Here is a 14,896-nt window from a genome sequence, read left to right on the forward strand (position 1 = left end):
AGCCGTTGCCGCTGGCCTCCCGACAGATTGGCGCCGCGTTCCTCGATGATCGTGTCGTAGCCATGGGGTAGCGTGAGGATAAATTCATGCGCGCCTGCCATTTGTGCAGAGGCTATTACCTGTTCCATTCCAATGGTCGGGTTAGCGAGGGCAATATTCTCGCGCACGGTTCGATTAAACAGGATATTCTCCTGCAAGACCACTCCGACCTGCCTACGGAGCCATGCCGGATCGACCAGCGCGAGGTCTGTACCATCCACCAGGACGCGCCCCTGTTCGGGCACGTAGAGCCGTTGCACGAGCTTCGTAAGCGTTGATTTGCCAGACCCTGACGGCCCGACGATCCCGAGCATTTCTCCCGCTGCGACCTCCAGGCTCACGCCGCGCAATGCCTCCGGCGCATCGGGCCGGTATCGAAACCGGACCTTGTCGAATGTTATCGTTCCGCGAATGGGTGGAAGGCTGGCGCGGCCGGGATTGTGTTCGGGTTCGGCGGGAGCATTGAGGATGTCGCCCAGTCGGTCGACCGATATCCGAACCTGCTGAAAATCTTGCCACAATTGCGACAGGCGAAGGATGGGCTGGGCCACTCGACCGGCCAGCTTGTTGAATGCGACCAAGCTACCAACGCTTAGGTCGCCGCGGATAACAGCTTGTGCAACAAAAAACAGTATGGCGACCGTGGTTAGCTTGGAAACCAGCTGGATGACGTGACTGCTTCAGGTCGAAAGCACGGTGACGTCCCATCCCGCTCGAACATAACCGGCAAATTGCCTTTCCCATCGGTCTCGCATGCGCAGTTCGACAGCCATCGACTTGAGCGTCCCGATCCCGATGACGGTTTCGACCAGAAATGCTTGGTTCTCCGCACCGCGCTTGGACTCCTCGTCGAGCCGGATGAGCAGGGGCGGGGTGATAAATATGGAGATCGTCATATAGACCGGAATGGTGAGCGCGACGATCAAGGTGAGCAGCGGCGATACCCAATCGGCGATCTGCTGTCGTGCCGCCTGAGCGTAAGCCTGAAGTTCCTTTAAGCAGTGAGCTCGGCTTCCGCTGACGCCATTTGTCGATATGCGGCTCGAGCACGCCCATTCGCGCGCTGGCGACTTTCGTCGTCATCACATACATAGAAATCAACGATGGCTGTCAGGGCGAGGCCCGGGGATTTTCTTCCTCATCCCTCAGTCTAGCGATCTCATCCGACGCAATACCGTCGGCGCGACTGCCATTCGCCATTCTATTTTCCCAGTCGGCAAGGTTACGACATCGAGCACGCTATGATTGCGGCCACACTGATGCGCTTTGAGGTGTTGGGTTCGCGCAATGTAAATGGCGGCGAAGCTAGAGCCTCGCCGCCCTCATTTGCTGTGATAAAGTCTTATTGCGGCTCGCTGCCCTCGAGACCTGCCAGTTTCGGCCCAATCGTCTTGGCAACATCGACGCGCACTTCGTCATTGTGCTGTCGCACGGTCTTCGTGACGTTGCCGTCCTTGTCGAGCAGCACTGCGCCTTCATCGGAGCCTAGTGGCGCGAGGCGCACGATCAGCGGGCGGGGATAGAGACGATTGCTCGCCCCGTTCGATCCATCGACGATCGCGCCAACACCGCCGCCGGCAAGGATGTTGCCGAAAGCGCTGCCGCCAAGCTTCGACTGTAGAAGCACATAGGTGGGCTTGTATCCATCGAGCGTGATGTCAGCGCGCAAATCGTTCTTTCGTTTGAGCTCCAGCGCGCAAGGTGTGGTGCACGATGCGCCGTTCGAGTATTTCACCAGCGCGCCGTCCGGGCGGGTGTCCGCTGCGAAATCGACGTTGGTGCCGTTAAGCACGGTGGCGCATCCGCCGAGACCGATCGCCGCGACAGCCGCGACGACGACATTCAATACTTTCATAATTGCCCCCTCATGATTGGCCAAATCGGATTAGAGCGGGCAAAGTTTCTGACAAGTTACTGATTGACCTAAAGCTTCTGGGACTCTGTCACTGTGACTTTCGAGACACATTCGACAATTTGCCATTGCAATGGCGCTGGTGTTCGGTCCGGCCTTACAGCGAGAGATGAGCACTAAGACCACCTGCGCGATTCTTGACTTGCCTGGAATGGTTACAAAATCGAATCGCGCTGCGGCTGCGGCTGCGATTGCGCCGCCGTATTGTTGAAGCGCGAAGGGATTATCATGTTCGGTCGCCGCACCTGGCTCATCGGCCTCGCCAGCGCCCACTGCTAATGGCGTTGCAGGGCAGGCAGTGCGATGCCCAGCGTGATCGGCGCATGGCTGCGGCCTCAGTAAAACGAGGAGTGGGGCAAGGACGCCAATGCCAAGGCAGTGCTGGTCAGCCAGAGCACCAGCAGCACGCAAACTTCCATGGCACGCCGGTGATGAACCGCAAAACGCGCCGGCGTCGCTCGTTCGACCAGAGCAGGTCGCCAAGCCTCAGCATCGCGCGTTCACCCCTCCGGTTCAACGCCGGCACTCACGCGCACCCCCTATCGTCTAAGCGGCTGCTAGACCGGCGATTTACGTGCGTATGCGCAAGCTTGGGAGCCGCCTTTGGACCGATCATCCTAGAGGAGGATCGGAAATCGTCGCTAAAGCAGGTTTGCGTTAGAAGAACCTTGCGCCATCGGCGCTAAGCTATAGTGCATGGCTCTGGGGTCGAAGAGATTCATGGCAGATTCGGACGATAAACCATCGGCGGTCCCCGCCGACGCGGCACTTGCGAGCTTTGTGCTGCTCGCGCAGTTTCTGGGGGTGCCTGCTGAACCTGCACAGATCCATCACGATCGTGGGCAGGGTGATCGACCGTACGATTTCAATGATTTGATCCGCGTTGCCAAGAAGCTCGGGCTGATTGCCGGGCGCAAGCGCGCAGCTCCAGGCGAGTTCCCCAAGCTACCTCTACCGGCGCTGGTGCAATTGCGTGATGGCGGTACCGCTATCTTGCTGAAAGTCGACGAGAGCGGCGACAATGGGGTGCGGCACATGGTGCTGAAACCTGACAGTCAGCGTCCCGAGATCTGGTCCGAAGAACGGGTCGAGGCAGAGTTTGCGCTGGCAGGCGGCGAAGCCGCTCTGCTGCTGATGACAAGCCGCGAGCACATAGCCGGCCAAAAGCGCGCCTTCGACATCAGCTGGTTCATTCCGGCACTGGTAAAATACCGCAAGCCATTGCGCGACGTGCTGGTTGGCAGCTTTTTTCTGCAGCTCGTGGGGCTCGCTTCGCCGATCTTCTTTCAGCTGGTGATCGACAAGGTGCTGGTGCACCAGTCGATGACCACGCTCGAAGTGCTGGCAATCGGCCTTGCGACCGTACTGGTGTTCGAGACGTTGCTCTCGGCCCTGCGTAACTGGCTGTTCGCACATACCTCGAACAGGGTTGATGCAGAACTATCGGCTGCGTTGTTCAGGCATCTGGTGGCGTTGCCGCTCAGCTATTTCGAGGCGCGACGCGTGGGCGACAGTGTGGCGCGTGTCCGTGAGCTGGAGAATATTCGCAACTTCCTCACGAGCAACGCAGTCACGGTGGTGATCGATCTGTTCTTCACCATCGTCTTCTTCGCGGTGATGTATCTCTACTCACCGTTGCTGACGCTGATCGTCGCGCTCACCATCCCGATCTATGTTGGAATCTCGGTCTTCATTACTCCGCCGCTGCGCGCCCGGCTCGACGAGAAATTCAAGCGCGGTGCGGAAAATCAGGCGTTTCTTGTTGAAACAGTCACCGGTATCGGCACGCTTAAATCGATGGCGGTCGAGCCACGCATGCGCGACCGCTGGGAGAAGCAGTTCGCAGGCTACATCAACACCGGATTTGATGTGACCGTGCTCTCCAACTGGGGCAGCCATTTAATCCAGCTTGTGAGCAAGCTGACCACGGTGGCGATTTTGTTCTTCGGCGCTAAAGCGGTGATCGCGGGCGAACTGACCGTGGGTAGCCTCGTCGCCTTCAACATGCTGGCTGGCCGCGTCGCACAGCCGATCCTGAGGCTCTCGCAGCTGTGGCAGGACTTCCAGCAGGTGCGCATCTCGGTCGACCGTTTGGGCGATATCTTGAATGCACCTGCCGAGCCTGAGCACAACCCCAACCGCGCAAGCCTACCGCCGATCAAGGGGCGGGTCGAGTTCGACAAGGTGCGCTTTCGCTATCGCCCCGATGCGCCCGAAGCACTGCGCGGTATCAATCTCGATGTGGCACCGGGCGAGATGCTGGGCATCGTTGGACCATCGGGTTCAGGCAAGTCGACGCTGACCAAATTGGTGCAAAGGCTCTATGTGCCCGAACAGGGCCGGGTGCTGGTCGACGGAACCGATCTCGCGCTTGTCGACCCTGCCTGGCTCAGGCGGCAGGTCGGCGTCGTGCTGCAAGAGAACATCCTCTTCAATCGTACGGTGCGCGAAAATATCGCGCTCGCCAATCCGACCATCGCGATGGAGAAGGTAATAGCTGCCGCCGAACTTGCCGGCGCGCATGAGTTCATCCTTACCTTGCCTCATGGTTATGACACGGTGATCGAAGAACGCGGGGCGAACCTCTCGGGAGGGCAACGCCAGCGGCTTGCGATCGCGCGCGCGCTGATCACCGACCCCCGTATCCTGATCCTCGATGAAGCGACCAGCGCGCTCGACGCTGAGAGCGAGGAAATCATCCAGAACAACCTTTTGGCCATCGCCGAAGGGCGCACGGTTGGGCGTGCATTATCTTGATGGCTTTAGGCGTAGCTTCATGTTCGCAGAGCCCGCCAACCATCAGCGTTGAAGAGGTTGAGGGCACGTATCGTGCTGCATCCTGCCCCGACATCGTCATTAGAGGCAATCCGCTACTCACTCCCGAGGGGCAGACTTCATACGATCTGATAAGAATAAAGGGCGATAACATACTCGCGACAGCCTCGACGCCACGGGTGGACCTCAACGGAAGATGCGATTTGGTTGTGGTTCCACAGCCTAGTTACATGCAATCTGCACCAATCAACACGGCCTCACGGTCGACTTGTCCTCCCTCGACCGTAGCAAGTCAGTTCGATACGATAAGGTGGACTGACACAGGGCCGATGTCAGCTTTCCACCCTAATTGCGGCTCTTCCAGCTCAATTCTACCTTACTGAAAGTCGACCGACTGCTAATCGGGGAAACGCTGCAAAAGCAGCCTAGCTGCTGACGACCCCGTTGTTGACGTTCTGGAGCGATGATATGCAGTGAATTAGGAAGCACGAGGAGAGCAGCATGGAGATGAAGCGTAAATCGAAAGCGGATCGCTCGAAGGGTATGCTTTACGGCGGTTTTATGCTCATCGGCATTTATTCGTGCCTTCGTTTTGGAGGAGAATGGGCTTACGCTCTCGGCAAATTTGTAGGTGCTGCCTAGAGTCCGAAAACCACCCTATAATCTGACGTTCGTCGACAGGGGCGAGCCTCCGAGTACCGGACTGGCAGCTTTGCCACGGTTTGAGCCGAAACCGGACATTGTGCTAGCGAGGGTTTCTCGCCACCAGCAGCCATTCTGGAGGCGACCCCATTTCAGACCTCACATCACCTGTGGGCGTTACCGATGTTCGTTTTCCTTCTGATCCAGAATTATGACTTGGCTGGTTCTAGAGTGAAACATCGGACTCTGGTGAACCCGATTAGCGTCTAAAGCGTTTCTCGGTCATGCGTCGAACTCCTACTTTCCTACTTCTTCTGATTCTCGCCAACTGTGGCACGCTTCCCTCGCCCGCATCTGTTCCCGCGTTGGTCGACTTACCTCTCTATCATGCGGATGGGGCGGTGACAGCAAATGCCGAGGGCTTTCTCGAACGCCGCGGCGAGTGCCTTGTTCTCGTGCGTGGGGCGGGGGCGACCCGTTACGATAACCTAGTTATCTGGCCGGAAGGTACGCGTTTCGACGGTCGCGATCTCGCGATCCTTGCCTATCGCCCTAAAGGAGAGGTGACTCGGCGGGTCGGCAGCTCAATCCTTCTAGAAGGTAATGCCCCAGATTGGTCGGAACAGGTGCTAGCAATTTATCCGAGCCTTGCGCGATGGCGTGCGGCTTGCCCTTACCCACCCTTTTTTGCCGAAGGAGTGCGCCGCTCTCGTAACCGTTAAGCTTCGCATCGCGTCATTCAACCGGATGTCCGCTTTCCACCCTAATTTCAGACGATAGCGCCTCAGCGATTGCATGCTGAAAACGGACATTCTGCTTTCGGGTTGTTCGGTAGCGGCCTCGAACGTCTAATATTGGGGCGCATAGCTGCCAACTGCTCAATCTCGAGCGAACGGCAGCTTACGGGTCATGGCGCGAGATTCTGGAATGGCCGAGATTAGCGCGCAAAGCGGACGTCAGCGAGGCAGAGTGACGAATATTCTCCAAAGATTTGAGTGCCCATCTTTATCGTCTATGGGGCACCACTTCACTCTCAGAAAGAAAATGACACCCCGGCAGTCACGGCCAGCGGGTCGAGCTTCGTGTCGCCGATCACGTCGGCGCCAAGGAAGTTGCCGGTGGCGGTGGGGCGGAGGAAGGCTTTCTTCACTTCCACGAACATCCCGGTCTTCGCGCTGACCGCGAAGTCCACGCCGGCTTCCAGTGCCGGGCTCAGATCGTTCTCGATCTCGAGGTTTTCGAAGGCGCCGTCGTTCGTGCCGAAGACGATCATGTAGGCAGCGCCCGCCCCGACATAGGGCCGCACGCGGCCGCTGGTCGGGAAGTGATACTGAAGCGTGAATACGGTCGGGCCGTAGCGGACCTTGCCCAGCATCGGCAGCGCGCCGATGGAGCCTGCGCCATAGACGCTGATCTTCGGCGGGAAGCCGAGCGTCGCATTGAGAGCCAGCGCATCGGTGAGGAAATAGCCGGCCTGCACCGACACCGTCTGGTGTTCGAACGTCGAGAGACCGGCATTGGCGAACGGCGCGCCGCCGACGCTGAGGTCGACTTCGTCGCGCAGGCGCAGATTGGTAATGCCACCCTTCAGCACGATGTCGCCCGCCTGGCGCGGCGCCGGGGCGGCAGTGTCTTCGCCGCTGTGGCCGAAGCGCGTGTTCAGGCCGAGCTGCAAGGTGAACGGATCGAGTTCCGCATTGGCGAGAACGTCTGCGAACGATGTGTAGGTCTCGTCAAGCGGGAGCAGACCGGTCGCCGCGGTGGAATACCACGCCTTGCGCGCATCGAAGAAGACGTCGAGATTGCGGTTCACCGAAGCCTTGATCCCGGCGTTGACGTAGGGACCATGGGCATTGGGAATGTCGAGATCGACGGCCAGGCCGTCGCGTTCCTGCGTGGTGATCTGGAAGGCGATGCCGCCGCCGACATAGGGGCGGATCGCGCCCTTGACCGGGTAGAATGCGGCGCCCGCCGTCGCCATGACAAACTCGTCATCGCCCAGGTTCGGCAGTCCGGCGAGCGAGCCGGCCGGAATATTGTTGGTCGTGAGCGGCGTCGAGATCGAGCCGACGAGCGAGATCTTGTCGACCGGGAAATACTCCACGGTGACGACCGAGTGATAGGCTTCACGGGTCTCGTAGGCCGCTTCGGGATCCTGGACGCCGTTGGTGAAGACTTCACCCTTGTCGATCAGCTTCGTGCGGGCGACGGACGCGGCGACATTCACTTCGCCCGCTTCCTGCGCCATGGCCGGAGTGGCCATTGCCGCACAGATGGCGGCAGAGCACACGAGTTTGATAGTATTCCTCATCTCAGATTTCCTCCGTATGGGAAATGCTTACCAGCTTCTGGTTAATTCGGAGTAAACCCTACGCAGCCGCGCGGCGTGACTTGCCGGGCTTTTCCGCGACGGCTTCCGCCTTCTTTTCTTCGTAGTCGGCCGGGACGTTGAACTTCGGCAGCACCTGAGACAGTTTCTCGATCGTGGTGCGACCTTCGGTCAGCGCGGTCAGCTCGCTCTCGGCGATGTCGCTGGAAGCCGACAGGCGGTGCACGGCGTCGACGATGTCGTGTTGCGTGTGGTTCGCCATCACCTGCAGGCGGAAGCGAGCCTGGCCCTTCGGCACGGCGGGGAACTCGACCAGATTGGCGAGCATCCCTGCGGCGGGCAGCTGGCGGCTGGTCAGGCGGGCAAGCGCCTCGCTGCCCATCTTGACGCACACGATGGCAGACGGATCGCCATAGGTTTCCATCCCGCACCCGCCGAGCATTCCGCGCAGCATGAGGATGTTGCGCATCAGCTTCTCGCGCAGCTTCGCACCTTCGGCGGAATCGACGATGTCGAACGCCTTGCCGACGATGGCGGCATTGGCCGGCGACATGGCGTTGGAGAAGGTGTTGGGCGAGCTGTAATAGCGCATGTATTCCTTCAGCGCCCGGCCCCGCGCGGCGACGAAGCCGCCGTTCGAAGCGAAGGTCTTGGAGAAACTGCCCATGACCACGTCGACCTTGCCGATCATGCCCTGCGCTTCGATCAAGCCGCGACCCGTCGGGCCGAGGTTGCCGAGATCGTGCGCCACATCGACCACCAGCACGGCGTCGAATTCATGCGCCAGTTCCTGCATCGCCGCGATGTCGGGCGTGTCGGAATCCATCGAGAACAGGCTTTCGGTCACCACGAGGATACCGTTCTGCGTGTCGTTCGCGCGGATCTTCGCCAGCTTCTCGCGGGCGTGTTCCAGATTGTTGTGGCGGAACAGGTGGATGTTGCGGGTGGCGGCATTGGCGCCTTCCTGCAAACAGGCATGGCTGAGCGCGTCCATCACGATGTGGTCGTTGGCGCGGACCAAGCCCTTGATCACGCCGAAGCCCGCGGCCCAACCGGTCGGGAACAGCGCGACGTTGTCATAACCCAGGAAGTCGCCGATCTTGCGCTCCAGCGCGAGCGACAGGGAGGTGTTGCCGACGAGCGCGGGCGAACCGGCCGAGTGCACGCCATGTTCGCGCATGGTCGCGATCGCGGTTTCGAGCACTTCGGGGTGCGAATTGAGGCTGAGATAGTCCTGGCTGGCGAAGTTGACGCCGGCGAACAGCTCGCCATTGTCGGTGCGCGCGGTGCAGCGGCTGAAAGCCCCGTTCTCGGTCGAGCGACCGAGCGGCCACACGCCGAGCTTCCGGCGTTCTTCCTGCCAGTCGTAGAATGCGCCTACCCGGCCCAGCAGGTTCGACCCGGCGAGGTGCCGGAAATCCTTCATGCTGCCAGACAGCGCGTCGAAACGTTCCGAATCAGACATCTCAAAATCCACCTTTGATAATTCTGGCGTCACTGCACGGACGCGACTGAAATTCTGGAAAAGGAAATTGGTTAATTTGTTAGCCGAACCATCTTCTCGAGCAGCCGGACGATATCGACGGGCTTGGTTTCGAACTCCGAACACCCCGCCTCGACCGAGCGCTTGCGATCGCTTTCGAGGGCGTGTGCGGTCAGCGCGATGATGGGAATGTTCGAGGTTGCGGGATCGGCCTTGATCTGGCGGGTGGCTTCCCACCCGTCCATTTCGCCCAGCGCGACGTCCATTAGGATGACATCGGGCAAATGCGTGGTGGCAGCGGAGATGCCGTCCGGCCCGTCGACGGCGAGGTGCACGGTCCAGCCCTTGCGTTGCAGCCGGCGGCTCAACATGTCGCGGTTCATTTCATTGTCTTCAACTATGAGGACACTCGGCACGTCGGTTCTCCGGGTATGAATGAGGGGTCAGGCGGCGCGCGGCATACGGCTGGCCGAAGCCATGCCGTCGTCGGCCGCATCTTCGCTGGCGGGGGGCGCAGCGAAGGAAATCCACAGGGCGTCGGCTGGTTGGCGCTCGCGCGGGTCCAGAATGCGGCCCTGCAGCAGGCTGATGTACTTGAGCGCCAGAGCAGGCTCGATGCCCATGCCGCCGTATTGCGTCGGCGAGACATCCATCGCCGTCTCGAAAATCTCGTTGCGAAGCTCGATCGGCATCAGCTGCCCGTCGCTGTCGCGTTGCTCGATGCCCAACAGCAGGCGTTCGTCCTGGCAGGCTTCGAGGTAGATGGTGATGGAGGCTTCCGGATCGGTCGCGGCAACGCCCAGCGCAGTGTTGCACACGATCGCCTTCAGCGCGCCCCAGTCGGCCAGGATCACTTGGTCACGCGCCACGCCTTCGGCAAGCTGGAGCTTGACCGTCTTGGCGCGCTTGTGGATCTCGGCCTGCCACGCGGGGAAGGCGGAGCGCAACGACGCTGCCGTCCGGTTGACCGGCATCCGCCCCGCTTCGATCCGCGAATAATCGAGGATGTGATCGATCAGGTAGAGCAGGTGCGTGCCCGACTTGTGAATGTGGGTCAGGTCTTCCGAACCCTCCAGGTCGCCTTCGTCCTCTGCCTCTTCGAGCAGCAACTGGCTGTAGCCGATGATGGCGTTCAACGGCGTGCGCAGCTCGTGGCTCATGCTGGCGATGAAGTCGGCCTTCGCGGCGCCGGCCTGTTCGGCGAGCGTCGTCATGTTGCGCAGGTTGTCGGAGGAGGTCACCAGCTGGTTCAGCTCGCGTCCGAACTCGCGCTGCTCGTTGAACATCTTCGCAAAATACAGCGCCATCATTGCGAAATAGATGGCGACCGAGGCCATGGAGATGAGGCCGATCACCTGCAGTTCGTCGACGTCGATCGCGGGCAGGGTCACCGGGCCGAGGCACAGGTAAAGCAGGATCGAGACATTCATCAGCAACTGCGCCAGCAGCACGTTACGGACCCACCCGACAGAAGGAAGGTACAGGAACGAGAGCAGCGGAATGATCAGCGTCCACGGCAGGAATGGCGAAAGCAGACCACCGAAGGAATAGCACGCCCAGACGACGCAGAAGGACAGGTTCTGCACCGACAGGAAGGCCAGCAGGCGATACCGCTCGGTCGCCTTGAGCGCGAACGGATACAGCCAGAAGGCCATGATCGAGAGGAAGAACACCAGTACGCGGTAATCGGTGACGATGCCCATGACGTAGAGATAGCCCGGCAGCGAACTGCCCAGGATCGGCCCGAAGGCATGGCTCAGCATGAACATGCGCGCGCGGCGATGCTGCTCCGTATCGGCCAGCATCGTCTTCGGAATGAAATGGTCGAGAAGGGCGCTCAGCGTCCAGCGCGAGCCCGTTTCAAGAACGCTCATGTACCCGTGCCCCTTCGTTAACCCCGTTGAGGCACTGGATAGGGGCGAGATTTTGAATATTGGTAAACGGGCTTTTGAGGTATTTTTAAGGCTTTGCGCCTAGCTACGACCCCGACGAGTGGAAGGGGTACGTATGGCCGCCTATGTTGTGAAAATTCTCGACTGGTTCATTCCCCAGTCGATCCGCGCGTCGGACAGCGACGTGGCCATGGTTCGCAACTTCGTGCTGCTGCACCTGGTCGGCCCGCTGATGGGCCACACGGTGACGGCCTTTCTGCTGCTGAACCTGCATGACGACATCTGGCAGTTCTGGGTCACGGAACTCGGCGTTGCCAGCTTCTTCGCCGTGCCTTTCATCCTTCGCTACACGGGCAGCATGAAAGCCGCGGCGATGGCCAGCGTACAGATGCTGGTCGGGCTGTCGCTGTTCGGGTCATTCTATTTCGGCGGCATCAGCTCGCCGTTGCTGCCGTGGTTCCTGATCGCGATGGTGCTGTGTTTCTTCTACCTCGCGAATTCGATCACGCAGGCGCTGGTAGGCATCGCCCTGCAGCTGTTCGCCTTCACGGTCGCGCGAATCGCGCTGGGTGATTTCCCTGAACTGGTCGAACAGGAAGCGCTCGTCCTGCCGAACACCTTCTCCATCCTCGCGGCGCTGACCTACATGACGATGATGTGCCTCTTCTACGAGGAAGTGATGCGCGTCTCGCTGCGACTGGAGCAGGAAACGATCGATCAGCGTCACCGGGTGGAAGAACTCCGCACCGCAATGACCGAGGCGGAGCAGGCCAGCAAGCGCAAGTCGATCTTCCTCGCCAAGATGAGCCACGAGCTGCGCACGCCGCTGAACGCGGTGATCGGTTACACCGAGATGCTCAAGGAGAACTGGGAAGAACGAGCGGATGCAGAACGCAAGGCACAGGACCTTGGCCGCATCCATGCCGCCGGCCGTCACCTGCTGGCGCTGGTGAACAACGTCATCGATCTGTCTTCCATCGAGAGCAATCGCATCGACCTGAAGGCAGAACCCGTCGACGTGAAGGATCTGCTGTCCGACGTGATCGCGACGACCACGCCGCTGGCGAAGAAGCGCGACAACCGGCTGGTGCTGAACATTCCCGAAGATCTCGGCGTGGTGCAGCTCGATGCGCTCAAGGTCCGCCAGTCGCTGCTCAACCTCCTGTCCAATTCCGCCAAGTTCACAACCAAGGGCATGATCATGCTGACCGCGCTGATCGCGCGCGAGGAAGACGGCGAGTGGCTTTCGCTCGAAGTGACCGACAGCGGCATCGGAATGCGGCCCGACGGGGTGGAGCGCCTGTTCAAGAACTTCAGCCAGGCCGAAGACGATACTGCGACCAAGTTCGGCGGCAGCGGACTTGGCCTTGCCCTGACGAAGCGCTTTGTCGAGATGATGGGCGGCACGGTGACCGTGCGCAGCGAATTCGGCGTCGGGACCAGCTTTACCATCCGGATCCCGGCGCTGCGCGAGGCGCAGCCGCTGGCCCCTCTCGATCAGCAAACCGAGGCACAGGCAGCATGAACGACGCCTTCCTCAAGAAGATGGTCCTGCGATCCTTCGCGCGCCGGATGCTGCTCGCGTCCGGAGCGCTCGGGGGCGGGGCCGCCGCCATCCTCGTTCCGCTGGCGATGTCTGGCCGCGTCAGCGGCGCGGACGTTCCGGCCTTCGCGCTCGGCGTGGCGATCATGCTGTCCGTGATCGCCGTCTGGGCCTGGACCGCCGCACGCCAGCGCGCGGGCGAATTCTCGCGCCTCAGGATCAGCTTGCAGGAACTGGTTGTCGCCATGGACTACCGCGCCACGAGCGCCGGGGATTCGAGCCGCTGGATCGACGAGGCCGACGCGCAGCTCAAGGCTGCGACCCGCGCTTTCCGCAATGCCAGTGTGGAGCGCAAATACACCCAGACGCTGCTCAATTCGCAGGAAGCCGAGCAGGCGAAGTTCTTTGCCAAGCTCAGCCATGAACTGCGTACGCCGCTCAATGCCGTGCTCGGCTATTCGTCGATCCTGCTGGAAGACCTCGATGCAGACCCGCAGACTCGCCGCCGCGACCTGCGCCGTATTCGCGATGCCGGTCAGACGCTGCTCAGCCTGATCGACGACCTTCTCTCGCAGGGCGATACGCGCGCCCGGCCCGCGATGCACGATGCGCTGCCGTTCGACCTGCACCGCATGATCGATCTGGTCGCGCGCAAGGACGTGGGCGACGGAAGCTCCGTCACGATCGCGCCCCGACTGCGCGACACGCAGCGCACCGTGTTCGGGAATCGCGAGAAGGTGACCCGCCTGCTTGCCGGTATCGTGGAGCATTGCTCCACCCGGGCACCCGGCGGAACGACGCATATCGACGTGATCGAGCCGCAGGACGAGCGCGGCAAGCTGTGTGTCGCCTTCACCGCTGCCCCGATTGCCGCGGGCGGCGACCAGATTTCGCCGGAATCCATCCCGCAAGTTCCCGACGCGCTGCTGAAGTCCGTCGAGGGTTCCATCGATTGTGTCCGGCTTTCGCCCGACACGGTGCAGTACAAAATGACCTTTCCAATCGACAAACGCTATGAAGTGGCCTCGCCCGTGACACATCCCCTCGACAGCAACCGCATCCCGCAGCGCAGCGACGATGGTCGCCGCACCGTGCTGGTGATAGACGACGACGCTGCGGCCATCGATCTGCTTTCGCGCTGGGTCCAGCGGGCAGGTTACCGCGTCGTGTCGGCTGACAACGGCGCGGACGGCCTTGAAATCGCGCGGCGGATCAAGCCGGACATCATCCTGCTCGACGCTCTCATGCCGGGTCGTTCGGGTTACGAGATCCTGCCCGAACTGCGGCAGCTTCCCGGTATGCAATGCACGCCGATCCTGATCGTGACCGTCGATGACGACCGTGCCCGCGGCCTCGAATCGGGGGCGACCGATGTGGTCCGCAAACCAGTCTCCGAATCGCAGCTGCGCTCGCTCATCGCGATCTATGACGAGGAACGCAGCGGCGATGTCCTGATCATCGACGATGACGAGGACGCGGTGGAAATCCTCGACCGCACGATCCGCCGCCTTGGCTTCACGCCGCGCCGTGCCTCTAATGGGGAAGAAGGACTGGCTGCCGTGCGCGCTCACGCGCCCAAGGCCATCCTGCTCGACCTCAACATGCCCAAGCTGAACGGATTCGAGTTCATCGAACTGCTTTCCAAGGACGAGGCGCTCGCTTCCATCCCGCTGATCGTGGTTTCGGGCGCGGACCTTTCCGCCCCGCAACACAGCCGCCTGATCGAGGCCGGTGCGCGCTACTACCTCAAGGGCAGCGCCGCTCCGCGCGAAATTGCAGAAGGTCTGTGGGAGGCAGTGGCGTGAGCGACGTGCGCAAGTCCCAGAAGAACGTCCTCATCGTCGACGATATCGAGGACAATCGCGTGCTGCTGGAGCGGACCCTGCGGTCCGCCGGTTACGCGGTCCAGTCCGCCGACTGCGGCGCCAGCGCGATCGCGATCGTCAGCGACGCACGGCCCGACATCATCCTGCTCGACTGGATGATGCCCGGCCTCAGCGGGCTGGAAACGCTTATCCAGATACGCAAGGACTACTCCGCTTCGCAGCTCCCGATCATCATGTGCACCGCGATGGGTGAGGAACACGACGTCGTGCAGGCGATCGAGGCCGGGGCGAACGACTATGTCGTGAAGCCGATCAGCCTGCCAATCCTGCGCGCGCGCATGTCGACCCATCTCGCTCAGTCGGAGCGGGTCACCACCCTGGAAAGCGAATCGCACCTGACCAAGAAGCGCGCGGCCGAACAGCTGCGCCGCCTGATGGAAGCGAGAAGCGTCTGA

At 61.0% G+C, this 14,896-nt stretch carries 11 protein-coding genes and 1 pseudogene; 5 read left to right on the top strand and 7 right to left on the bottom strand.

Annotated features, from left to right (window positions below; all coding sequences use genetic code 11):
* Positions 1–44 precede the first annotated feature (44 nt).
* The 3 genes and pseudogenes from ACXYN8_RS01055 to ACXYN8_RS01065 all read right to left on the bottom strand — a co-directional run.
* A pseudogene (locus tag ACXYN8_RS01055) lies at positions 45–353 on the bottom strand (ATP-binding cassette domain-containing protein); the annotation flags it as partial.
* 366 nt (positions 354–719) lie between these two features.
* Positions 720–965 (bottom strand): ABC transporter transmembrane domain-containing protein, encoded by a 246-nt coding sequence (locus ACXYN8_RS01060; RefSeq protein ID WP_458887417.1) that lies wholly within the window; start codon positions 963–965, stop codon positions 720–722.
* Positions 966–1,381: 416 nt separating this feature from the next.
* Complete coding sequence (locus ACXYN8_RS01065; protein WP_458887418.1) at positions 1,382–1,894, bottom strand: hypothetical protein; 513 nt, start codon at positions 1,892–1,894, stop codon at positions 1,382–1,384.
* A 777-nt stretch (positions 1,895–2,671) separates the two neighbouring features.
* Here ACXYN8_RS01065 and ACXYN8_RS01070 point away from each other — a divergent pair.
* Together ACXYN8_RS01070 and ACXYN8_RS01075 are read left to right on the top strand one after the other, a co-directional pair.
* On the top strand, positions 2,672–4,708 hold the full coding sequence (locus ACXYN8_RS01070) for a type I secretion system permease/ATPase (RefSeq protein WP_458887419.1): 2,037 nt from the start codon (positions 2,672–2,674) through the stop codon (positions 4,706–4,708).
* A gap of 519 nt (positions 4,709–5,227) precedes the next feature.
* Positions 5,228–5,368, top strand: coding sequence for a hypothetical protein (locus ACXYN8_RS01075; RefSeq protein ID WP_458887420.1), 141 nt, complete (start codon positions 5,228–5,230; stop codon positions 5,366–5,368).
* A gap of 1,033 nt (positions 5,369–6,401) precedes the next feature.
* Here the strand turns inward: ACXYN8_RS01075 and ACXYN8_RS01080 are convergent.
* From ACXYN8_RS01080 to ACXYN8_RS01095, 4 genes are all read right to left on the bottom strand, one after another.
* Positions 6,402–7,631 (bottom strand): OmpW family outer membrane protein, encoded by a 1,230-nt coding sequence (locus ACXYN8_RS01080; protein ID WP_458887421.1) that lies wholly within the window; start codon positions 7,629–7,631, stop codon positions 6,402–6,404.
* A 106-nt stretch (positions 7,632–7,737) separates the two neighbouring features.
* Positions 7,738–9,162 (bottom strand): aminotransferase class I/II-fold pyridoxal phosphate-dependent enzyme, encoded by a 1,425-nt coding sequence (locus ACXYN8_RS01085; protein ID WP_458887422.1) that lies wholly within the window; start codon positions 9,160–9,162, stop codon positions 7,738–7,740.
* A gap of 71 nt (positions 9,163–9,233) precedes the next feature.
* On the bottom strand, positions 9,234–9,596 hold the full coding sequence (locus tag ACXYN8_RS01090) for a response regulator (protein WP_458887423.1): 363 nt from the start codon (positions 9,594–9,596) through the stop codon (positions 9,234–9,236).
* A gap of 27 nt (positions 9,597–9,623) precedes the next feature.
* Positions 9,624–11,054: a sensor histidine kinase gene (locus ACXYN8_RS01095; RefSeq protein WP_458887424.1), complete on the bottom strand. Its 1,431-nt coding sequence runs from the start codon at positions 11,052–11,054 to the stop codon at positions 9,624–9,626.
* Positions 11,055–11,187: 133 nt separating this feature from the next.
* On the opposite strand from ACXYN8_RS01095, the gene ACXYN8_RS01100 reads away from it, so the two are divergent.
* The 3 genes from ACXYN8_RS01100 to ACXYN8_RS01110 are packed head-to-tail and all read left to right on the top strand — an operon-like array spanning position 11,188 to position 14,896.
* On the top strand, positions 11,188–12,597 hold the full coding sequence (locus ACXYN8_RS01100) for a sensor histidine kinase (protein WP_458887425.1): 1,410 nt from the start codon (positions 11,188–11,190) through the stop codon (positions 12,595–12,597).
* Positions 12,594–14,420 carry an ATP-binding response regulator gene (locus tag ACXYN8_RS01105; RefSeq protein ID WP_458887426.1) on the top strand — a complete coding sequence of 609 codons (1,827 nt, stop codon included), beginning with the start codon at positions 12,594–12,596 and terminating at the stop codon, positions 14,418–14,420. Before ACXYN8_RS01100 ends, ACXYN8_RS01105 begins: the two co-directional genes overlap by 4 nt.
* Complete coding sequence (locus tag ACXYN8_RS01110; protein ID WP_458887428.1) at positions 14,417–14,896, top strand: response regulator transcription factor; 480 nt, start codon at positions 14,417–14,419, stop codon at positions 14,894–14,896. Before ACXYN8_RS01105 ends, ACXYN8_RS01110 begins: the two co-directional genes overlap by 4 nt.

This window comes from Altererythrobacter sp. CAU 1778, from assembly GCF_054482795.1.